The following is a 23,056-nucleotide window of genomic DNA, read 5'->3' as shown; positions in this document are numbered from 1 at the left end:
AGAGAGATTGGGAGGTGATTGGTATGGGTCATACATTTGGTTTGTTCTCCAAATCACAGAAAGGTGTATTGTTCGCCAATATGAGAGCGAAGATTGCGGACGAAAGTTACGGCAACCCCAATAACCCTGCGTATTTACCGCAGAGTCCCAATGCACCGAGAAGTGAAACGGACCGGCATGGCGAAGAAAATAATCCTATTCTGGGTGATCCAGGTTACGGTCAGATAGGACGATGGCAGACGGTTCAATTGGATGCACTGGAAAATAGTATTGATCAAATCATTGAGCAATATCTGAAAGATAAGTCGTGGTATGCGAGTGTACGATGCCGTGAAGCACTGTGGAATATATATCGCAGGATTGAATGGTGGGTAGAACAGCAGCAGCCTCCAGATAAAACACAATATCAGCGGGTACTGCAGATGATTAAAGATTGTATTCACAAGATTCTTGAAAATGCTCAGAAGCCTGGCGGTAGTCATCATGGTGTGTCATTGCCCGTCTGTCCGGCACCCTACTACCATCATTTTAGTGGGAATTACTTTAATCATTTTGATGCAACCGTATATGAGATCCCGCTCTTTTCAATGAAAAAGGACGTCCCGTTCTCAAATAAATTCCCTGATTTCTTCAGATATGTATCATCGACGGAGGATCAGGAATGGGTAGCTGTCCACTCCGTAGGCAAAAATGAACAATCTGGTTCAGAGATGATCTTAAAACTGGATTTAGGGCTTCTGGAGATTGGCAACTCATCCAAAATAACATTTAACTGGCGTGTGAAGCGGTATGGACAGATCAGGTTCAAGTACCTGGCTAGCGCCAAGCGCGGTAATGGCATGCTGTTCTATATTAATGGGCAGCAAGTTGGGGGCGAATGGAGCGAGAATAGCGGCTGGCAGGAAGCTGCATTTACGTTGCAGCCAGGACAGATGTACAAGTTCGACTGGCTGATCCGTAAAATGAGACCTGAAGTGTGGCAGAACAATGGCATCTATATCAAGGATGTTGAAGTTGTTGAGATTGTGGATACACGCAAGCCGCCTGCTCCGAAAGATTACGATCTGGATGGTGAGGACGTATATGAGTATGGTAACTGGGTTGTAAGATCACCACAAAGTGTGGCACAGGCTCATTTTAAAGGACAGTTCATTACGGATGATTTGCGTAAGAAAACCATGACGATGGATCTGGACAACGAATGTGATGGTACGGTTTCATTTGCATACAAAATGGGTGTGGATGAAGAGCCGTATCCCGATCATGATTATCAGTTGTTTTTTGATGATACAATGCTTGAACGCACTCAGCGTGGGGATGGAGATCATGGCAGTTATGCTACATCAGTACATGGTGTGGAGTGGAGACTGAATGGGGAATATTCAGAAACGGAGACTAACCAGGCTAAAATTGAATATGAGATTGTTGCAGGGCCGGATACGACGGTGGACTTGAGAGGTGCGCTCGAAGTAACTTGTCCTCCACGAGAAATTGATCATTGGGAACCGTTTCACTATGGACAAGGCATTGGGAAGTATGAATGGTATATATCGGGAAATCCAAGTTGGGTGAATCAAGGGAATGTGCTTCGTCTGGATGAACCGAAGCAGGGAGATATGATTGCTCAAACCATAATAACTTTGCCGGATGAGGGATGGTTCATATTCAGCTATAAGCATCAGCTACGGCCTACTGAAGCGTTTGAGGTTACTGTAAATGGTATGTCTGTTCATTATACAACGACGAATGGTAATGGCGAACAAGTACGCATTCCTTTGCAAGCTGGAAACAACGTAATCCAATTTCGAATCAGAGATAGTTTAACGGAGGAACCCTTTAAATATCAGTTGGACAAGTTGTTTACCTATGGCAATAACACAGGTAATACATATCGCACAACGTCTCCGCTAGGATCATATGTTGATGTGACACGTGGATGGGATGTAACCGATGCTGGAGCAACCACGGAAACGAATAACGACACAATTACATATCGTTCCGAGTTAAATCCAGGAGCGAAGCTGACGATTAAAGAACACATGCGAATCTATCCTGCGATGGACTATAATTATGATCCGGAAACGGGCGCGAATCGAGATGAAATGGTTTTTTATGAGCTGTTTAATGAAGAAGACAAAATTAGTTCAAGATTAAGATTTACAGGAAGCTGGCAATGGAAGGAGCTAATTGCTGGTGATGGTGTGATGTGGGCTCAAGGACACAACCAGGAATTCAGCTGCGAACTCGAAGCTCAGCTAAATAAGCCCGGTTATATATTCTGGCAGTATGGTGGAGATTTCGATCCCGGAGAGAAATTGGAGCTTCAAGTAGATGGCGTTACAGTCTGGACAGGGAATCAGTCCAATGGAAACGATGGAACAAACTGTATGTATCCAGTTTCCTCAGGCAGTCACCGTTTTCGCTGGATTTACCGGGATGGTAAGGCATATGTGCCTAGCGACGGTAACCCAGGTGGATCTGGCAGCGGATCTGCAAATCCAGGCGGAAACGGTACCGGAAATGGTCCGTCAAATGGTTCGACTACAAGTCCATTTGGAGAAGTATGTTTTCAAAGTGGAATGAAAAATCATGATATTCAGTATGGACAAAATTCTTATTCAGGACGGTCTGAACAGACGAGTCTGTGGGGATGGAAAAATGAAGGAGCAGCTTATGACGGTAGTCATAGACTTCTGGATGAAGGTAAATATATTACCCGGGATTTTTATGCTCCTCACATTGGTAAAATTGATTATGTTGAGACACTAAAGGTATATCCTATAAAGAAATTAAACAACACGGGTTTACGACCCATTCGAACTTCGGACATGATGAGAGAGTATTATGCAGAACCAGGTACCATCTATCAAAATAAAGAAATTAATTATTACGGATTAAATGTGAAAAGTCTATCTCCTGGGGATCCGAAAACGGAGTTTGATAGTCCACATACCAAAATGATTTATAAACGTTTTTACTGTGAAGGCGAATTTAGCATTGATTTTAGATATATTTGTTATCTGAAAGATGGGGATCAACAAAAAGCAAGATTTAGAGTTTACTTTTATCCTGAATCTGGTACAAAACGAATAATATTAAATGAAAAAAATAACAGGGGTAAGAATAACGGGAAAGTAAATTACAAAAACATAAGTGCTTCAGACTGGAACACAGCAGCGAACTTTTCTGAAACAGTCCCTAATTTGAAAGCAGGATATTACTATATCTGTATTGGCATTACGGATACTTCTGATGACAGTGATCAAGATAAAGATGGGTTTCTCTACCATGCTTCCATTAAGAATCTATCCATTAAAACAAAAGATTCTGCCGGATTGAACGGCGGCAATCTGGTTTATCCTAACAGAACGGATAGTGAGACGTATGTATTAGTTGATTTGATCGATAAAACTGCAGGTTCAACGCTTTACTCCTATCGTTACCCAGCAAGTAATGGACAGATACAGACATACAATATGGATTTTACTCCTTATACAATACCTGGTAAGGCATACACAGTTCAATACAGTTTGCATAAAGCATCAGGTGCAGCTGACGGTAGTGGCTTGGATGCTGGAGGATTTACACTTAGTGGAGGACGTTTTAGAGAAACTTGGAATGCGTACTGTACAGATTCACAGGGACGTTTGTATTTGGAAGGACAATCACCACATCCTGGGGAGGATACATGGAATCCACCTGGCCCAGGCACGACTGCACCAGATGGTGGCAGTCATGCCTGGCTCGACGTTATTCGATTGTACGAGAATAGAGACCCGGCTTGTCAAGGAACCAAAATTGTCATTGAAACTTATGAGGACGGTCAACTATTAATTCCACCACGACCAGTGACAAATCAAGATGATCAGATTATCTCCATTGAAGTCGAGAATACATCAGATCAGAAGAAAAACTACGAGGTTCGCGTTCGATTCGAGCAGGGATGCCCTGGAGATGGCGCCATGATTTGGGGCGGATCGATGCAACTTGACGATATTAGCAAATTAGATCCATCCTGGGCAGAAGTGACCCACTTCGAAGTTTGGAATAACAAACCGATCTGGATGGGCGGCTGCGATAACAGTAATATGCGCGTGAAAATTACACGTGAGGACGGAAAGGTGTTATGGGATGAAAAGTATTACGGGGATGGATATCATGGCTTCGAACTGAATGATCTGGCTCCCAAACCTTATAGCAAATATAAAGTGGAGATTACAACAGATCAGAAGGGACAGATCAGCGACTGGACAGGAAAAAGATATCTAACCACCTTCCGGCTGCATGACTTCAAAGCCTACGAACGATGGGTATGGGTACCTGAACCGTTTGATTGTCAGCTGGATTTCTTCATTGACGATGAGTTGATCAAAACATTCACCCAAGAGGGTGGATACTATACATTTTCACATCCAGTGCCCAAAGGCAAACATGAATTCAAATGGGTGTTCACGTCACTTCAGGAAGTGGGTACGCGTAGTTACGAATATGCTAATCTGGACTGGATGGAACTGACCAACTGGATATGTGATGACGTCTATGTCATTCCTTACTGCGAAGGCGGTGGGGGAGACAAGTGTGTTGAAGCACTTATTAAATGCTTGCTGGAAGTTTGGAAAGCAAGGCCTAAGATGTGTGTAATCGGTAAACGCATCTGGTTATTCACGTAAAGAAAGGAGGTTCTATATGGGTGTTGCGAGATTGAAAGAGTCAGGCAGGATTTATGAGGATGCGTTCGTAAGCTCCAACTTGGATTCCAAATGGGAAGTACTCCCTAACGATGCTACTCGCTATCAAGCGGGTAGTGGCAGCCTGGTGCTCAAACATGGTCAAGATCCGCTGTATATGTTCTATAAACCTCTGACAGATATGAAGCAATTCGTCATGGATGTGAAGAACAGTTACAATCCCGATACAGAGGGATGTTACGGTGGGATTATTGTTTTTGTAGACGAACATAATTACATGGAGATTGAAGAGTTTCTGGATGTGTCTTTGCCAACGCCTTTGTTAAAGACCTACCCTTGGATTCGTTTGATTCGAGATTACAACTATTATACGGCGTATTGGTCAGATGATGGCTTGATTTGGAACATCATTGGTTCTGTAGAACTGGCGGGAGCTCCCCAAATTGGTCTCTATTTGAAGGGTGAAGGGGAGCACCCCATGCATGTTCAGTATATTCGAATTAACAAAGGAACATCTATTGCCGTAGACAATCTAACCAAAGGAACCGTGGTTGATCTAATCGATCAAAGTGGTGTTGTACTTGAGTCCCGGGTATGCCGATCTGAAGAAACGGTTGTACATTTTAACATGGATCCATATCCATATCCGTTTGAGGGCAATTTCGGGATTAGGCTTCCGGATGGAAATCGGTTTCAGGCCATGGATTCTATAAAGTTATACAAGGGAGACCTAATGTATTTTGAGGTTACACCAGATTTATATTACAAAGAGTCGAATCCTGAAACAGGAGAAGATTTCGATGTGCTTCTTTATCCCAACACGGATCGGTTTCTAGGCTATTTAACGGCAGGTGGTTCTGCTACACAAGAAGTTCGAATGTTTGCCAAGAACCCCATGATATCAGGAGACTTTAAAAATGTAACCTTTGCGCTCACAAGCGGAACGGATAAAGTGCAGATTGCGCCCGATGTTGATGGCATTCCTGGTTCCTTCAGTTACTCGATTACCGCGTTTACCATTTTGCCAGGAGCATCCTATCGATTCTGGCTGCGAATGGAAAGAGAGGAATCTCAAGACAGGTATGCTTCTCAGGTTAAATTTTCGCTACAGATGTATTCGACATACATATGACTTAATAGTATTGAAGTAATTACGTATAGATCATGTAAGGCATGAATGGAGGTGGTCAAATGTCAGTAAGAATTAACCAGTCTCATCGATCATCCGCCAAGAGTCATAAGGAATTAAGGGATATTGGGGCGCATACGCATGATGAGATTGATTCCTATCTTGTAGAGTTGGATGAAGCAAGAGGGTCTGCTCTCAGTCTAGGTGAACGGATCACTGTCGTAGAAGAGTCTGCAAGTGATAGCCGAGATGCAGTAAAAGATCATGAACAGAGGATAGGCGATGTCGAGACTAAGGTTATTTCAAACAGCTCACGATTGGATGATGTTCAGCAGGATATTCTCACAGGAAGAGCAGATATTAATACCCTTTCCAAGAGTCAGGATGACCATGAGAAAAGATTAAGCCTCGCTGAGACGGAAATAAAAGAAGCACGTGGAGCAGAGGCATCCATAGATCATCGATTTGACACGTTGGAGAAAGCGATTGAAGTTGTAGCGAAGCAACCCATTCAGGATCTCAGTGTTACCAACCCCACGTATCTAGATACTAATAACAGTGTTCAAGTTACGATTAATGCAGGACGAGCCAGTATCAATAAGGTAATTGTGGATCAGTTTACTCAGACATTTAGCATTCCAGCCATTCTGGCAAATACGACATATTATATTTTTCTTCATGAAAATGGGGAGTACTCTTACAGTTCAGATCAAGAAGAACCCAAGGATGCCATGATCATTGGTGGACTCGATGTCGGAGTTTCTCCAACAACTTCACTCACGGCTTTGGATTTCAGATATTTCTTAACAAAGGGTTCTATTGAAAATGACATGTCTGTATTGGGAATTCGTGTAGATGATCTGGAAAAAACCGTTGGTGAGCAAACCGTAACAATTGCTTCACATCATACGGCGATCGAAGCGATGGAAGCTCAATTAGAAGCAACTGCTGAAGAGGTTGTGGTTTCAAGAGAAGATAAAAACGGAGTCGTCTATGATGCTCTCAAGGACAGGCTCGACAACATGCAGAGTCGTCTTGAACTCGCTGAGAGTCGAGGCACCATGGAGCATCAATCCGTATTCCATTTCACTTCTGCTCCTAACAGCAGGTTGTCGACGACTAGAGATTTTCAAGTGCCCCGATATGTGATTGGTTCAAATTCGGCAGAGGTATTTCTGGATGGAATACGCATGGATGCAGGAGACGATTACATTGAATATAACGATACACTTATACGATTTACTTTTGATGTACCCAAGGAAGCCCGAGTAACGGTCATTGGTCGTGGGTCAATTATTAACACCACTTCGGTAACCGAATATACCTATTATCCAGATGGAAAAGTACATACGGAGAAGATTGATGGAGGGATTAACCGCACCATTGAGCACTTCTATAGCCCGGATGGAAATCTGGAACGACAAGAGGTTACCGAGAGTAACGGGCAGATTAAGTCCATTGAGTATCAGCGTGACATTACGGGTAAAGTATTGCGTGAAATCAACAATGGTGCAGAGTATTATGTGCTTCAAGGAGGCGCTACCTACGATGACACAGACATCAGGAGGAGGCTTGTGTTTCTTGAAGGAAGTACACTTGAGCTTGATGTCATGTATAACTACTTCTCTAATGGTGACATCGAGTCAGAAGAAGTGTTCTCCGTAGAATTGACACCGCAGCTATTGAAGAAAACATCGTTCACTTACAATGCAGATGGTACCGTTAAGACCGAGACCTTGATCTATGACGGCCAGGGAGTTCAGAAGGCATTTGAATACTATGCTAGCGGTAACATCAAACAAGTAAAAATCAGAAAGGTTGTGATTTGAGATGACGAGGACCGTGCAGGATGTGAAATTTGCTCTACATACCATTATGGATAAATTAGTGGGCAATCACCCGGAGCCATACAGTACAGAGGAAATTGAAATTCTGATCTTTGCTTTTGAGAGCAATATTCTGTTTGATAATGTGGCTCATAAATTTCTGCCTTCACTTCAAAAAATTATTGAGTTCCCGTCATTAGACTCTTTAGATATGAGGGAAAGTAATAGGGGAGATACTGATCTGAAAGACGAAGTTCAATTAAGAAACACAATGGTAAAGACAATTCTCATAACAGTAATTAAAGAAAATATATTCAGAGAAATAAGCATCCGATTCGGAAGTTAAGGAGGATATAAAGTGTCTGAAAACATACTGCTGGGACCTTTACGAAGATATGAATTTTATTCATATTGCTCCAATTTTATATCTGAGTTGTACAAGACTGTAACTCAAGAATTATATGGAGATATTCATTGGGAATGGTCATATTATAACAACAATGATTTTGCCATACCGAGAAGTTGGAACTCAACAGGACGCACGGCTGCAAACCAAGGAACGATTACGGCCAAAAATGTAAAAGATCCTAGTATGTTCTTTACGATTAGTATGAATTTCTCTCGATTCTACACGACCTATGATTACGTTGATTACACTAGAAGTTATGTGTGGCGAGTAGGCCTACGTAATAATGGGGCAGATGTTAAACCAGATTTATACACCAATGTTGGTCATATGACAGAGATACCTTTGAATACTTGCATTCAGGATGGTGGAACACGAACTCATAATGCGGTTAATACTTTTTACAAATGGAATCTGTTTATTACTGATACATATATCTTCTTCTATGGAGAACCACAAGGTGGAAATCAGGCTTATCCCGTAAGACTGTATATGGGAAGGTTGAGAGCGCTTGAGCAAGAAGATCCGCTTATTGCAAATGACTTTGTTGGAATATTCGGTCACTATCCCTCTGGATTAAATAATGATGAGGATGAGCTTATGTATAGAGCCGGCCGAGGTTATGTACGTTCATCACGAAACGGACAACCTAATGCTCAGTATCATTTTGCTACAAGTTCTCAGGTTCCATCACCAGGTGTAGGGGGGAGATTTTTTATATCTCCATTTTATGTATGGCATGAAAACGAAGGCATAAGAGGAGAATTTTACGGAGTGAAAACAGCTGTTCTGAGGGATTCTAGCATGTATCCAGATGGCTCAATTCTCGATCTTGGAGACGAAAGATATTATGTCTTTCACGCCTTGTCACAACAAAATCCTTCTACTTACCAAGGATGGGTTTCAACTGCAGGAGGAGTATTCTCAGGCCAACCCTACTTCTTCGATTCCCCCTTACTTCTCGGTGGTGGGCAGCGGGTGCTGCTATTCGAAATTGAGAAGGAGGTGTAGTGCATGACCATGATTCGTAGACACGAGTTTACCAGTACGCTAAGCTTGTTTACTTCAACGCTTGTTAACACCTTGAAGGATGCACTCGATCCTTACTGGGATACCATACATACGGCCGAAACAACCTATGCCAACTGGGGAAATGCGCTGCTTACCAATAAAAAAAATACATCCATGCGGTTTACCATGTGTGTGATTGCACACGCCAGGGGAGTCAATATTCGCTGGGGACTGAAGAACCTGGGAAGCAATGTGGCATCACCAGACCTATTCGTAAATCCGCCCGTGGACACAGATAAATTCATGACGGAAACGCCATTTTTGTGTCATAACGTACAGTACAATGTGAACTATAAGTGGTCTGTAATTACGAATGAGGATATCCTGTTTATCCATGGAGAGAGTCTGAACTATCCGGAACGAGCTTACCCAGTACGAATATTCTTAGGCAAATGCCAGCCCTTAGAGCAAGAAGACCCGGCGATTGCCAATAAATTTTATGGCGTTTTCCCACACATGCCTTTATCCGCTTCGGATAACAACACATCAGATCAATACGATACACCGAGAGGTGTCGTGATGACTTCACGGAATGGAACGGAGTATGCACTGTACAATTTTGGAACAGAGTCGATTCCTTCTCCAGGCGTGGGTTCCAGATACTATGTTACGCCTTTCATGGTCTACCATCCATCTGAAGGAGCTAGGGGCGAATTCAAGGGTATGCGTTCCATTGTATTTAAAAACAGTGCGCAGCACCCGGACGGATCGATCCTCGATCTTGGCAATGATGGCAAGTACTACGTGTTTCATGTCAAAGATCAGGATTATCCGAATACTGACTATGGACGTTATTACTACAATTCGAACCAAGTTCCTGTGTATTCAAGGCCGAAGTTCTTCCATGGTGCGAGACTGCTTGGTGGCGGGCAAAGAGCGTTACTTTTCCAAATATAGGAGGTGTTTATGAGGGATGGCTAATTTCACAGGCAAAGTTAAGATGAATGAATTATTCGCGAATATTGTTCAAGGCTTTAAAACGATTGCGGGATCTCCCTGGTCTGTTTTTTACGAGACAGCGAGTGTGATCGTGCTGAAATCGGTGGGCACAACGGGCTCAGATAAACTGTTCTTCAGACTTGAGGTTGGAAACACGAAGGGAACAACGGGAAACACATTGACCGTTAGTGTGGCTGAAGATGTGATGGCAACAGATGGTAGTATACCTTTGGGAAGAGCCGAAGTAAAAAAGGACTTCCTATGTCATACGAGTGCCGTTGATACGAATCTATTAATCGATTACCAAGTTTCAGTTCAACCCAACCGTATTATTATTTATTTGCAGGGGGATGTGAACTCGGTTACCGGTATATCCAATCTGGGTTACTTCGGAATTCTGAACAGGTATGCCACAGAGACGGATTCCTCAAGTTTGAGTGTAGGTCTCAGCTACAACGGGGATAACGGGATCAGGACGTTGCGTGATAAAGATAAACAGATGGTGAATAACATTTATGATGCTTACTCTGCCATGCTTCCTGTTAATCCAGGCTGGGGGTCTCTTTATCACCTTGCTCCGGTAATTATGTGTAATGGTGTGGAAGGCCCAAGAGGCGAGCTTATTGACATCTATGCGGTACCTTCTGCCGGAGTTTCTCATGGAGATGAGATCAAAGTCGGCACCAAAACATATAAGGTATATTCTCTGTCGATTGGTGGACAGAGCTTCTTATCAGGAGCTACGGTTGCTGTCCTGATGAATTAAGGTGGTGAATGGACATGGCTATACATCAAGGGAAAGTTGTAGGGACCGCCGAGAGCGGTTCTCTTTTTACCCAGAGTAAGGCGGCAGTTTTCCATAGCATTGGATACGATCTTGATGCTGTTCCGTTAACCATTGAGGGTAAGGAAATGGTCTATACATTAGGAACGTTATCCACTACGGCTGAATTAATTGACATCTACCGTTGGGGTACATGGAGGATGCTGGACAACCATAATGATCTTTTGATTGGATACGTTACGGATAAATATATTTATGGGCCACGAACCAGAGTGGGAATTCCTAATGAAAAAAATATGATACTGAAGCATCAATTTTTGACCCAATCCAGTGGAGCAGGTTTAATTCGAGACACCATAAGAGGTTTAAAAACAAAACAAAATTTTGCGGGGCTTGATTGGTGCATTAAGGTCAAAATTCCTGTCCAGCAAGCGGGGTTAGTGGGGAAAACGTGGGGGGATTGGTCTTACAGCGGAAGTGGAAACACATCTGGCAATCATCTTCGTCCACGACGGTATCCGGATACGCATATTCCTAGAAGGAGGGAAGACTCTTGAACAGGACATGGAAACTGATGGAGGAGATGAGAAAAGTGCTATTGCCAGTATCGTTTGCCCAAAGAGTAGAGTATGTTGGCGGTGGGGCGAAGGCAATGATTGATATTCCCATGGAACATCCTCGATTCATGATCAAAACGATTAGGGTCATTCCGTCCAGAGAGACAAATGTGGAACTTCATGTATTGAACAGTGCGGGTCCGCATCCAGAGGTTCTCTATTTCAACAATGCCCAATACTCGACAGGGAATTTTATGGAAGGGATTTACGATATGATCGATTTGCCATATGAGGACGTAGATGGGACTTCAACACTTCACTTGTCGTTAAAAAATCTGGGTACAGATGTGGCCAACTTCGATATTGAGGTCGTTGGTTTGACTACGAGGTAGGAGGAGGACCAACATATGGATATTGTTTCATTCAGCAAAGCTGCCAAAGTAGAACGTGAAGTTAAACAAGCCAGGGACTCTTATCCCTCACTTGATGGCAGACTGGACGCGGTGTCAGTAGGGAACGTGGTCTCGGTCAGACTCAAAACAGAACTGCCCACCGTGGGTGAAGCAGGAAGATTATATCTAGTACGCCAAGATTCAAGCAATCAAAATGAATCAACGACCTATACATACAGCAGCGGGGAATATGTAAAGGTAGGTGGTGATCGAGTTTCGAATCATCCGGAGAATGGTACCATTAATCTTAATGGTACCAAAACGGTGATCTATAACCATCCTGTTACACACAGCGCTGATATGTTAACAGATGGAAGCCATAACGTTATCATGACGCTGGACGAACGCGAAAAATTGTCCAACATCGAGCGTGAGGCCAACCATTACACACATCCAGACACACACAGTGCTGATATGATCAGTGATGGAGAAACCCATGTTAGCATGACTTGGGGTGAACGAAAACGCCTGAATGTCATTGATCCGTGGGAATCAATCAGCGACTTGGTAGATTATACGGATGTGGTTACATACTTTGCTTTTGACATGCAGGGAAGAGTTATTCGACAAGTTGTTACAGACAATTACACCGAGCAGCTGGTTAGAGAACCTGTACTGACCCTACCAGCTTCTCCAGAAGGTTACGCGCAGGATGATTCCTTCTTGGTCATTTCCATTGGTGAGATATATCGATATGATGGTCTGGACTTCGTGCAGCTTCCTACTTTGGTTGATGTCATCTATCAGTATGATGAGGGAAGACTGGTGGCCAAGTCCATAACCAGGGTGGGAACAACACCTGTTCAAACCAACTTCCAATATATATATGACTCATACGGCAATCGCATAGCGGTTAAGAAATACTAATACGGAAGGATAGCATATGCTGTCCTTTTTTCCTTTTAACAACGAAATAATTTATGAAATCCACATCTACATATGAAGATTAGCATTAACAATTACCTGATCAAGGCGTATAGAGAAAGTAGTATGAGAACGTAATTATTCCGGGAGGTAGTGTACGATGAATATTGAACTTACTGCTCATTTCTATTTCAAGGGAAGTGGGAAAAAGAAAACGGTGAACTGGACGGAAGATAATCCAAGATTACAACAGAAAGAGAAAGATTCGGATAAGGTCGTACGCGAAATCCCGTTAACTGCGGATGAGGTTAAGCAAGAATATCGCCGACTATTCACCAAACACAAAAACGAGGGGAAATCGATCACGTTGGAAGATACAGACGATGTAGTTCATATCATTGATCTTACCGATGTGCGAAATATTGAATTGACCTCTAAGGAGGGGAATACAGATGCTGTACAGGCTGACCTTTGCAATGAATGATGAGGAAATTGTTACTACCGAGATGACCTCGGATAAGGAGGATCTGGTTGGAGCCACGGAAGAAGCGTTCGATTTGATCGAAAAAGACTATGGTGCCAATGTCGCTTTGAACCTGGTTGCGTTTAGTTTGCTCAAAATAGAGCTAACCAATGAAATGATAAATTAAGCGTTTACGCTATCTAATGTTAGCTTTTCAGCACCAAGTTTTAGTTTAATTGAATAATTATAAAATATAGTTAATAAAGTGATATACCCCAAGCCTAGTTCTGGGGTCTATTCCTTTTTCATGAAAAGTTGATAGTGACTTGATTTAATGCATCCATTGAAACTTGTCTTGTACAAGCAGTTTTGATTAAACTAGGTTGAATTCATATGTTCAAGGGCAGTAGAAGGGGTCAGGATGATTGGCAAGGAGGGATGGGACATTGAGATAAAAGACTTGGAAAGAGAGCTCGCAAAGTTGGCATCCAGAATAAGAAAAGATTTTACTGAGCGCGGGCCGGTAGATACCAGAGTCTCTATCATGAATCATTTTATCATCTTAAAGTTTACAGCAAAATTCACCAAGCCTGAAGCATTCATGCTGGAACATATGCAATCACACTCAAGTCAAATTTTCGCCGAATACAAGATGAAGCTAGCACATATGATGAGAGAAGATTTCAACCCCGTTTTCTCCTATATCAACATGGGTCTGAAGATCGAAGACATCGAAACAACATTTTTTGGTCATGATTTTGCAGAGCAGATTACAGTCTTCAAGATGAACAAGGATGTTGAAGTGCTGCTGAAAAATGATGAGATTAACATGCCTTAAGACCTATTAACTAACGTTTGAATACTGGACAGGTTCTTAGGAACTAATTTTTGTTGTTGACAATATCCTACATATTTCCTTATACTACCCTTATGGCGATCGAATAGATTAATAATCTTGACGAAGCCTATAACCTTGTTAAAGAACTTGAAGGCCATATCTTCGGTAATTGGGACGAAATAGATGTCAGACCAAGACCGACACATTCCACCATTTTGGTATTTTCCAGTGGTGCGCTCTGTGTTGGTCTTTTTGTTTGTAAAAAATGCTGCTTTACCTTTCACCGTATACTTCGTATATAGTCAGTAAAAGGCATATAAGCGAACGAAATAAATAAATGTTGCGAACATTAGTTCGTATTTGTTATTCTGAATGTAATAGGATGGGAATAGGGAGGCGGATCAAAGGGAGATTTCTTGATCGTTTGTATGTAATTAGGCTTATTAGCTTCAATTCTGTGTAAATAAGACTACATAAGGTATATGAGATTTCGGGAGCAATAACGGGAATGTAGAGTAAGATCATGCTGGATAACAAATAGATTGTGAAGAAAGAATACGAACTACTAATAATTAAATAGTTAATGGGGGAAATGTATAATGTCTGCTAAAACTGCTATGGGTTTTGATGATTTATTTGAGATTGGGGATATAGACATGTTCCTGAATAAAGCTCAGGAGAAGTGTCGTCACAAGCTTAGAGGGAAAACATTTGCCGGGATGGAGAAAGAAGATGTGACCCAGGAGATTATGATCAAATTAGTTAACTCCCTGGACAAGTATGATGCAGAAAAGGCCAAAATGTCGACGTTTGTTGATCATCTTATTGAAAATAAGATCAAGGATATGTACCGCAAGTGCATGTCTGAGAAAAATCTCAGTGTAGTTAATGCTGTACAGATCATGTGCACGGATCAGGGTGGTGGCGATGAATCAGAAGGCTCAGATATCGCATTAGCGCTTGGTCATGCTGGGTTTGCTTATGAGAATTTTGAGTTTGTAACAGATATTATGGAGAATATGAAACTGAACGAACGTGAGAAGCAAATCTTTAAACTTCGGACTTCAGGATATGAATTTGTAGAGATTGCAGGAATGCTAGGTGTATCCAAGGCACGTATATCCCAGTTATGGAAAGCGATTCGTGAGAAATACGAAGCATTGTAGTCATAAGTGGCAATTAATAGCCTAAGTTTGATGAAGATAGATTCAGTAGCCTACATAGAACAGAGAGAGCACCCTTAACTGGGTGCTTTTTTATGTCGTATAGAGAGATTAGTACAGAGAGAAAGGCGGAACAAGATGCTTAGTGTGGTGGTTTTAGGATTTTCTGTGGAACGTCTAGAGGGGTATTCGGATATCGCTTGGGCAAGTCATGATTCTTCGACAGCTTCTGATTTAAGCAACAGGGAGTATGCCTTGATCATTGAGAAAGTAGTGGTACAGGCTGATGCCGTCTTGGTTAATCTGGATATGGATCATTTGACTTCTACTGATATTGTGATCATGCATCATGCTTATATACATAAAAAACCGATCTTGGGTGTAGGTTTCAGGCCATTGGAGCCTGTCATCGAAGATTTTGTCTCCAAACGAGTGGCTGATCTGGACGTGGCTGTACACCATATGCGGAAGAACTATATGGTCCTAAGCAGCGGAACCAATACTTTATCTGCGGCTCCAATTTAACTGCCGCTCCGATAACACGTATAGAGAATGTAAGGGCAAGAATATTCGCTAGACTTTAACTAATGGAGGAATAATTCAATGACACATATGATCAAAGCAAAAGATGATAAATTAACGGAAGAAATCGTAGCCAGTATGATTGGAAAGTATATCCACGCGCCGACTAATATGCATGAAATCCAGACGCCAACTGGCGCAACAACAAAAGCGAACGTATGGTTTGCTGGTCGTGTAGCTGGTTACGAAAAAGCTGTTATTGGATTCAACTACGAAGAGGGTACCTTCCATGAAGAACTACAAACATTTTATAACGTTCATTTAACGGATGGTATGGGGTACATTCTGACAAGTGCTTACGAATTGGAGATTCATGAACTGACCGAAGAGGAGTTTAATCAACTTATTGAAGAGAAAAAGGAAGAGGAACAAGAAACATCTGGTGAAGAGCAATGAAGGTGTTAAACTACGCTTCGGATTTAGCTGTAAAAACGTTTGTGTCCGCTAGCGCTACAGGTGTGGAAGAATTAATCAACGCATGGATGTTATCCAAACCACACACGTTCGTTACCGGACTGGAGTTTATCTCCACTGTTGATCCATCCAGTAACACGTTGGAATTTGCAGCAATCATTGTATATCAGCCAAGTGAACAAGACCAATCTTAACTTATGTATGAGATTATTCCTTCTATAATATAGAGGCTTTCAGTAAGGAGGTGGGCGAATCTGTTGCTCACTGTAGAAAGAGTAATAAGTATTGTTATTGCTGTTGTGATATTAGCTTCGCAATACGGGAGTCTATCAGCATTGGGAAATTACAAACCGATTGACGAAGAAGTGCTTGACTCCAAGAGATTAAAGGGAGTAACACAAGAAGAGCAGTTAAAGCAAGTAAAGCCAACGAAGCAAGAAAAACAAGAAAAGAAAGAAAAACAACATAAACAAGTTAAATCGGTTGCTCCGGCGCACATACAAATGACGGATATGCTTGAGCAGTATATAAAACTCCACCATGAGAAAAGAGTGAGCCGGGCAAAACTGCTGAAATATGTGAGGTGGGTAGTTCGATATTCGAAGGATACGGATATCGATTCCGTCTGGATTCTGGCTATGATGTGGCAAGAGAGCCGGATGTTAGAGGAAAGTGTATCATCCCATGGAGCGATTGGTTTACTTCAGATTCTTCCTAGCACAGCGAAATCGTTTGGAGTGAGTAAACAGGAGCTACATAAGCCTGAAACGAATATCAGGACAAGCATTCTATACTTGGAATATCTTATAGATAAGTACGATGGAAATCTTCGTACAGCAACCATTGCGTACAATCAGGGAGAAGGCAATGTAGCTAAGGGAAAGGCTCGCTCCTGGTACTACGATCAAGTGAAGGAACATCATAACAAGATGCTTCAAATAATCAAAAAAGGTCAATAAACATCATTTAACAATAGAGTTTGAATACTATAAGATCGTTTATCAATTTTACATAGGGAGATCCAAATGGGAAAATTTCCAGAACATATTAGCACGAATTTGCAGGCAGACAAGAAGTATTACACAATGGATGACGTAGAAAATATTGAACGTTGTAAGCTCGATGAGCATTTCCTCGGGGATTGTATTCTGGTTAATGAGAACCTGATTTGGCACTCCGTTCATAAGTATATTGGAAAGCCCGAAATGATTATTAAAAATCATTGTGTAGAGAAGGATGATATTCTTCAACTGGGCCGTCTGGGATTCATCAAAGCGATTAGGGCATTTGATACGGGGCGGGGCGTGAAATTTAGTTCGTTTGCTGTCACTGCGATTGTTAGAGAAATCCGATGTTTTCTGAGAGATAGTGCAAGCATTATTCGTCCAACTCGCACAGCTACAGAATTAATTAACCGAATCAATCGACTTGAACACGATATGGGTTATCTGCCACCAGCACATGAAATCGCATTGCTGCTGGATGAGGAAGAAGAAAAGATCAATAAAGTACTTCAAGTGGGTAAAGGTGTGAAATACCTGGATGAGCCTGTAGGTGCTGATGATCAACAAACTCAATCCGTGACGTTGATGGATACCATCTATAGCGGGGAGAATATTGAAGAAGATATTCTGGACAAGTTATACGTTGATGCGGTTATTGATTCGGTCAAGCGCAAGCTTAGTGAGAAAGAAGTGACTGTACTGAAGCATCGTGTAGAAGGATTTAATCAAACCCAGACCGCAGATATGGAAGACATTAGCCAGATGAGGGTCTCTAGAATTATGCGAAAAGTAGCTAAAATGCTGGATAAAAAGGATCAGGCTTGATTGTCGTCTCAGCCCTTCATATCTTATATAATGTCTCATACATAACGTCCCTCCCGCATCGAAGCGGTGAGGGATTTTTGCTGTTTTTGCCCTATGGGACATACTCCAAGTTGTCCGAACATAAGATAGTACAAGATTCCAAGTGACCCGGAGGAATGAATTGATGCGAAAAATAACGAAAGTTCTTGCATGCATGCTTATCCCTGTCTTCTTGCTGTCTTCATTAGGGGTTACTCAAGCCCAGGCAACCATTCAAGGTCCGTCTACACATGCGCAAAGCGCTGCTCTCATTGATGTCACATCAGGACGGATCTTATACAGCAAGGATGGGGATAAGGAACTGCGAATTGCCAGTTTGACCAAAATCATGACGGCGATCGTAGCGATTGAACACAGCAAGCTGGATGAGAAAGTGAAAGTGTCTCCCACGGCATTTGCCAAAGAAGGATCGTCTCTCTATCTGAAGTTAGGTGAAGAGATGACACTCGAGAACATGTTGTACGGGCTAATGCTCCGTTCAGGCAATGACGCGGCCTCTGCAATAGCGGAACATGTAGGTGGTTCGGAAGAAGGTTTTGTTCTGTTAATGAACAAAAAGGCAGAGCAAATCGGTCTGTCACATTCCCACTTTATGAACCCTCATGGACTGGATGCAGAAGGTCATTATTCTACAGCCAATGACTTGGCCAGATTAACGGCATATGCGTTGCACAATCCGGTGTTCAAACGCATCGTAGCCACGGAGGACAAATCCGCACCGAACCCCAATGAAAGCTGGGAATACTCTTGGCACAACAAAAATAAAATGCTGCGGATGTACGAAGGTGCAGATGGAGTGAAAACCGGTTACACCAAGAAAGCTTTCAGATGTTTGGTCAGCTCGGCTACACGCAATGGACAGCAGCTCGCCGCGGTAACGTTGAACGACGGAAACGATTGGAACGATCATGCTCGGATGCTTGATTTCGGGTTTGAATACTTCCCCTTGGTAGAGATCGCGAAGCAAGAACAGCCTGTGCAAAATACAGATGTCGTTACGGGCCGGGGATTCTGGTATCCTCTGGCCGAGAGTGAGAAAAGTTCATTGACCAAAAAGTTGATTCTGCACGAGAATCGCGCCCAGTCGGAAACGAAAGTCGAAGGCAAGGAACAATCGACAGATCCTTCGTTCGGATTGGCAGGTCGCATTGATATGCAGCTTGACGGCAAACTTGTTGGCTCAATTCCGGTGTATCGCAAAGGCAGTTATATTCCTCCTGAACCGAAGACAGAAGATGCAACGCTGGGTGGAATCGGTGATGTCTCTTCCTGGGCAGCTGCATGGCGTGCCGTGTTAAGCCACCTGTTGTCTCCTTAGCTAAATCGCCATTGAAGGGAGGATATAATCCATGATTAATCTAATTTGGCTGCTCATGATTTTAATCGGATTTGCTTTTGCAGCCGTCAACGGCAATATCGAAGTGGTCACGCAAGCCGCTTTTGATGGGGCGGCAACGGGAGTCACGGTCTGTTTTGGACTGATTAGTGTGCTTGTGTTCTGGATGGGTATGATGAAAATGGCTGAGGATGCTGGCCTCTTGGCCCGGATTGCCAAGCTGCTCGGTCCGGTTGTGGGCTTCCTATTCCCCGATGTGCCCAAAAATCATCCGGCGATGGGTTATATTCTCTCCAATATGAGTGCGAATCTGCTGGGGCTAGGAAATGCGGCTACTCCGATGGGAATTAAAGCCATGCAACAACTGCAGGAGCTTAATCCGGACAAACAAACCGCTTCTCCTGCGATGTGCACCTTACTGGCTCTGAATACGGCTAGTATTACCATTATTCCGACAACGCTGATCGCCATCCGCTTAAACTATCATTCCGCCAATGCAACAGAGATTGTGGGAACAACATTGATGGCTACCATTATCGCTACACTTGCTGCTATAATCGCCGATCGCTGGTATCGGAACAGGGCTTTACACAAACCGCCGCGCGTACCGAAAAGTGGCAATCCCGGCATGAAAGGATGAGCACCTTTGTTAACCTTCATCAACTGGATCTCCGTCTGGGCCATCCCGGTTATTATCGCGTTTGTTCCATTATATGCGTTTACCAAAAAGGTCCCGGTTTACGAATCCTTTGTTGATGGGGCCAAGGATGGTTTCTCTACTGCAATCAGTATTATTCCGCATCTCGTGGGCATGATGGTCGCAATCAGCGTATTTCGTGCCTCGGGTGCACTGGATTTTGTGATTAGCCTGTTCGCTCCGCTGGTGTCCTGGATGGGTGTTCCAGGCGAAGTGTTGCCACTCGGAATACTGCGTCCTTTAACGGGGACAGGCTCTCTGGCGTTTACAACCGATCTGATCAAAACCCATGGCCCTGACTCCATGATCGGACGTATGGCATCTACGATTCAGGGGAGTACAGACACTACGTTATATGTGCTGACTGTTTATTTTGGGGCTGTAGGTATACGGAACGGTCGATATGCACTCAAAGTAGGGTTGTTTTCCGATGTCGTTGGTTTTATTGCTGCCCTTGCCATTTGTTTGCTCGTTTTTGGTTAAAAGATATCTCCTTTCCTTCCGATATATTAGATATGCTAGAATAATAGCGGAGGAGAGTGAGACATGCAGAAGAGTTGGAAACGAATGCTCCGTGTCGGAATGTCAGGTGTGCTTGCCCTTGCCATGCTTGCAGGGTCAACGGGGCTGGCGGCGGCTCAAGCCGTTCAGACGATACATTTTACAGGTTACTTCGACAAACAGCTGCGTGCACAAATGGCAGTCACAGCGGATTCTTTTCCAGTCGTGAATGTACGTTTGGTCAAGCAGCATGAACCCGATATGGTATATTATGATGTTGGTACCTCGATACTGATCTCAAAGGATGAAGTACTCACGAATTACCATGTCGTTCAGAGTTTTGCTGAATTGTCTGATGGTGATGAAGGTACACTGACTGTTGCGAGCCCGGGTTCCTTAGGTAAGCCTGTAAAGGCAAAGATTATTAAGACAGATCCGGTGACAGACATGGCGCTGTTGAAGCTGGACAAGGAAATAGACGCCCAACCGGTCACATTTGCAAATGCGAGGGATAACCAGGTTGTCTATACGATTGGATTCCCCAAAAATCCTGCTGGTGATCTTGTCATCCTGGATGAAGATTTTCCTTCAACCTACAATACGATAGCCAAAAGTCGAGTGTTCAGTTCCCAAGCTTCGGATGTTCCAGGCAAAAAGGGAATCGGCAGTATTGTGAAATCCATGGCACAGGGTAATTCAGGTGGCCCTGTTCTGGATCAGAACAACCGGGTTATTGGTATGATGACATTTGTGTATGGTGGACGTACCTATTATATTACTTCCAAAACATTGCAGTCTTTCATTAAAGACAGCGCTACGCCTGCCAAAAAACAGGTTGCAGTTGCCGGCAAAGTTTCCAATTAAATAGTTTGAGGAAAAGGCTTATCTTTACGCCATCTGTGTTCAACAGGTCGTGTAAAGGTAGGCTTTTTTTGCGTCAATCTCAAAGAGGAAGGTGGCCTAAAGTGGGTATTCGTATCGCCAGTTTGCAAAATCCTTGGATTATCCTTGTGATTTCCTTGCATGATGGGTATCATTAGTGTGAGGTGACATGACAAACATGGAAAGATTACAAAAAATTATCGCACAGGCAGGCATTGCATCCCGCCGCAAGAGCGAGGAACTAATCCTGTCCGGCAAAGTAGAAGTTAACGGGGAGGTCGTAACCGAACTGGGTACAAAAGCGAACCCCGAAGAGGATATGATTACGGTTAATGGAAAACCAATCCGCAGTGAGAAAAAAGTGTACTTGATGTTGAACAAGCCAAAAGGCGTAATCACAAGTGCATCTGACCCGGAAGGTCGGAAGATTGTATCCGACTACCTGAAAGGTGTTAAGGAACGTGTATATCCTGTGGGTCGTCTGGATTATGACACAGAGGGCTTATTGATCCTTACCAATGATGGTGAGTTCGCACATTTGTTGACGCATCCTAAACATCACGTACCCAAAACGTATCATGCAACGGTTAAAGGTGTGCCGCATGGTACAGCTCTGGAGAAATTAAAGACAGGCATTATGCTGGATGACGGCATGACTGCTCCTGCAGAGGTAGAGTACAAAGATGTGGATACAGCCGCTAATGAGTCGGTCATTTCCATTACGATCTATGAAGGACGTAACCGTCAGGTTAGACGCATGTTTGAGGCGATCAACCATCCGGTAACCCGTCTGAAACGGATTTCGTTTGGTGGTATTTTGCTACAAAACCTGAAACGTGGTCTGACACGTAATCTGACCAAAGAAGAAGTCAACAACCTGATTACCCTCGCACAATCAGAACCAGCCAAAAAAATGAAAAAAAGGTAATGTGAGGACACACAATTTTCATAAAACCGCCGCAGTTTTGTGACGAAATTCGCTATAATTGTTCATAGGATGTTCACAGTTGTCTTAGACCAATAAGATGCGAATGCTACAGTCACATAAAAGGGGAGCAGCACATGGGGAAATCAAGAAGAACGGTGCAAATCGTCATTTTGTTATTGATCCTGGTGTTGGGCGGATATGCGATTACCACATCGGTATCCGGCTCGAATGGCAAGCCAAAGGAAGGGGACAAGTCTCCTTCTTTTGAACTGCTGGGCCTGGATGGTCAAGTTCATACGTCTGATGAGTACAAAGGAAAAGCGATGGTGATCAATTTCTGGGGCACATGGTGTGAACCTTGTGTTAAAGAAATGCCTGCACTTCAGGCACAAGCTGACAAATGGAAGGACCAGGGAGTACAATTTGTCGGAATTAATGTTGGAGAAGACCAGATGACCGTGGATAATTTTGTACGGCAGGTTGGCGTTACGTTTCCAATCATGCTTGATCGGGAGAAAAACTCGGTTCGTGATTTTGGGATCTCTCCGATGCCAACAACATTCTTTGTATCCGACACGGGCAAAATCTCTACCATTCATATCGGTCAACTTGATTTGGACACACTTGACGCTCAAATTTCGCAACTGGCGAAGCAGCCCTGACAGGAG

General features: G+C 43.1%; 25 protein-coding genes. All 25 read left to right on the top strand.

From position 1 onward, the window contains the following. Positions 1-23 precede the first annotated feature (23 nt). The 25 genes from NZ043_RS29480 to NZ043_RS29360 all read left to right on the top strand — a co-directional run bounded on the left by NZ043_RS29480 (position 24) and on the right by NZ043_RS29360 (position 23,050). The gene (locus NZ043_RS29480; protein ID WP_339309928.1) at positions 24-4,670 is read left to right on the top strand and encodes a hypothetical protein; all 4,647 of its coding nucleotides are present in this window, start codon (positions 24-26) and stop codon (positions 4,668-4,670) included. A gap of 16 nt (positions 4,671-4,686) precedes the next feature. Then, positions 4,687-5,820 (top strand): hypothetical protein, encoded by a 1,134-nt coding sequence (locus tag NZ043_RS29475; protein WP_339309927.1) that lies wholly within the window; start codon positions 4,687-4,689, stop codon positions 5,818-5,820. 59 nt (positions 5,821-5,879) lie between these two features. Beyond that, positions 5,880-7,646 carry a hypothetical protein gene (locus NZ043_RS29470; protein WP_339309926.1) on the top strand — a complete coding sequence of 589 codons (1,767 nt, stop codon included), beginning with the start codon at positions 5,880-5,882 and terminating at the stop codon, positions 7,644-7,646. A gap of 13 nt (positions 7,647-7,659) precedes the next feature. Beyond that, positions 7,660-7,989: a hypothetical protein gene (locus tag NZ043_RS29465; RefSeq protein WP_339309925.1), complete on the top strand. Its 330-nt coding sequence runs from the start codon at positions 7,660-7,662 to the stop codon at positions 7,987-7,989. Positions 7,990-8,001: 12 nt separating this feature from the next. Beyond that, positions 8,002-9,060, top strand: coding sequence for a hypothetical protein (locus NZ043_RS29460; protein WP_133385369.1), 1,059 nt, complete (start codon positions 8,002-8,004; stop codon positions 9,058-9,060). Positions 9,061-9,063: 3 nt separating this feature from the next. Beyond that, positions 9,064-10,017 carry a hypothetical protein gene (locus NZ043_RS29455; RefSeq protein WP_339309924.1) on the top strand — a complete coding sequence of 318 codons (954 nt, stop codon included), beginning with the start codon at positions 9,064-9,066 and terminating at the stop codon, positions 10,015-10,017. Between the two features lie 16 nt (positions 10,018-10,033). Further along, entirely contained in the window at positions 10,034-10,825 is a 792-nt protein-coding gene (locus tag NZ043_RS29450) for a hypothetical protein (protein ID WP_133385367.1), read from the top strand. Positions 10,826-10,839: 14 nt separating this feature from the next. Further along, a complete protein-coding gene (locus tag NZ043_RS29445; protein ID WP_133385366.1) occupies positions 10,840-11,400 on the top strand; it encodes a hypothetical protein in 561 nt (186 codons plus the stop codon). Further along, positions 11,397-11,792 carry a hypothetical protein gene (locus NZ043_RS29440; protein ID WP_076331360.1) on the top strand — a complete coding sequence of 132 codons (396 nt, stop codon included), beginning with the start codon at positions 11,397-11,399 and terminating at the stop codon, positions 11,790-11,792. Before NZ043_RS29445 ends, NZ043_RS29440 begins: the two co-directional genes overlap by 4 nt. Before the next feature lie 15 nt (positions 11,793-11,807). Then, complete coding sequence (locus NZ043_RS29435) at positions 11,808-12,719, top strand: hypothetical protein (protein WP_133385365.1); 912 nt, start codon at positions 11,808-11,810, stop codon at positions 12,717-12,719. Positions 12,720-12,876: 157 nt separating this feature from the next. Continuing rightward, positions 12,877-13,200 (top strand): hypothetical protein, encoded by a 324-nt coding sequence (locus NZ043_RS29430; protein WP_133385364.1) that lies wholly within the window; start codon positions 12,877-12,879, stop codon positions 13,198-13,200. Beyond that, positions 13,169-13,366 carry a hypothetical protein gene (locus NZ043_RS29425; protein WP_133385363.1) on the top strand — a complete coding sequence of 66 codons (198 nt, stop codon included), beginning with the start codon at positions 13,169-13,171 and terminating at the stop codon, positions 13,364-13,366. The genes NZ043_RS29430 and NZ043_RS29425 overlap by 32 nt, the downstream gene beginning before the upstream one ends. A 234-nt stretch (positions 13,367-13,600) precedes the next feature. After that, positions 13,601-14,017, top strand: a complete 417-nt coding sequence (locus NZ043_RS29420; RefSeq protein WP_036607758.1) for a Na-translocating system protein MpsC family protein — start codon at positions 13,601-13,603, stop codon at positions 14,015-14,017. A 599-nt stretch (positions 14,018-14,616) separates the two neighbouring features. Next, positions 14,617-15,183 (top strand): sigma-70 family RNA polymerase sigma factor, encoded by a 567-nt coding sequence (locus tag NZ043_RS29415; RefSeq protein ID WP_133385362.1) that lies wholly within the window; start codon positions 14,617-14,619, stop codon positions 15,181-15,183. A gap of 135 nt (positions 15,184-15,318) precedes the next feature. Beyond that, the gene (locus NZ043_RS29410; RefSeq protein WP_339309923.1) at positions 15,319-15,705 is read left to right on the top strand and encodes a hypothetical protein; all 387 of its coding nucleotides are present in this window, start codon (positions 15,319-15,321) and stop codon (positions 15,703-15,705) included. A gap of 78 nt (positions 15,706-15,783) precedes the next feature. Then, positions 15,784-16,158 carry a hypothetical protein gene (locus tag NZ043_RS29405; protein WP_339309922.1) on the top strand — a complete coding sequence of 125 codons (375 nt, stop codon included), beginning with the start codon at positions 15,784-15,786 and terminating at the stop codon, positions 16,156-16,158. Next, positions 16,155-16,370 carry a hypothetical protein gene (locus tag NZ043_RS29400; RefSeq protein WP_339309921.1) on the top strand — a complete coding sequence of 72 codons (216 nt, stop codon included), beginning with the start codon at positions 16,155-16,157 and terminating at the stop codon, positions 16,368-16,370. Before NZ043_RS29405 ends, NZ043_RS29400 begins: the two co-directional genes overlap by 4 nt. Positions 16,371-16,433: 63 nt before the next feature. Next, a complete protein-coding gene (locus NZ043_RS29395) occupies positions 16,434-17,135 on the top strand; it encodes a lytic transglycosylase domain-containing protein (protein ID WP_339309920.1) in 702 nt (233 codons plus the stop codon). A gap of 66 nt (positions 17,136-17,201) precedes the next feature. Continuing rightward, positions 17,202-18,005 (top strand): sigma-70 family RNA polymerase sigma factor, encoded by an 804-nt coding sequence (locus NZ043_RS29390; RefSeq protein ID WP_339309919.1) that lies wholly within the window; start codon positions 17,202-17,204, stop codon positions 18,003-18,005. Positions 18,006-18,168: 163 nt separating this feature from the next. Beyond that, complete coding sequence (locus NZ043_RS29385) at positions 18,169-19,362, top strand: D-alanyl-D-alanine carboxypeptidase family protein (protein WP_339309918.1); 1,194 nt, start codon at positions 18,169-18,171, stop codon at positions 19,360-19,362. Between the two features lie 31 nt (positions 19,363-19,393). Beyond that, a complete protein-coding gene (locus NZ043_RS29380; RefSeq protein WP_133385355.1) occupies positions 19,394-20,020 on the top strand; it encodes a nucleoside recognition domain-containing protein in 627 nt (208 codons plus the stop codon). A gap of 6 nt (positions 20,021-20,026) precedes the next feature. Beyond that, complete coding sequence (locus NZ043_RS29375) at positions 20,027-20,560, top strand: spore maturation protein (RefSeq protein ID WP_017687658.1); 534 nt, start codon at positions 20,027-20,029, stop codon at positions 20,558-20,560. A gap of 63 nt (positions 20,561-20,623) precedes the next feature. Then, complete coding sequence (locus NZ043_RS29370) at positions 20,624-21,442, top strand: serine protease (RefSeq protein WP_339309917.1); 819 nt, start codon at positions 20,624-20,626, stop codon at positions 21,440-21,442. A gap of 196 nt (positions 21,443-21,638) precedes the next feature. Next, the gene (locus NZ043_RS29365; protein WP_062835222.1) at positions 21,639-22,388 is read left to right on the top strand and encodes a pseudouridine synthase; all 750 of its coding nucleotides are present in this window, start codon (positions 21,639-21,641) and stop codon (positions 22,386-22,388) included. Positions 22,389-22,522: 134 nt separating this feature from the next. Then, positions 22,523-23,050, top strand: coding sequence for a redoxin family protein (locus tag NZ043_RS29360; RefSeq protein WP_017687661.1), 528 nt, complete (start codon positions 22,523-22,525; stop codon positions 23,048-23,050). Positions 23,051-23,056: the final 6 nt, after the last annotated feature.

It is taken from the genome of Paenibacillus sp. FSL k6-2145, from assembly GCF_037976585.1.
Taxonomy (GTDB): Bacteria; Bacillota; Bacilli; order Paenibacillales; family Paenibacillaceae; genus Paenibacillus.
The sequence above is the reverse complement of the archived record's forward strand: the minus strand, read 5'-3'. Positions and strand labels throughout refer to the sequence as shown.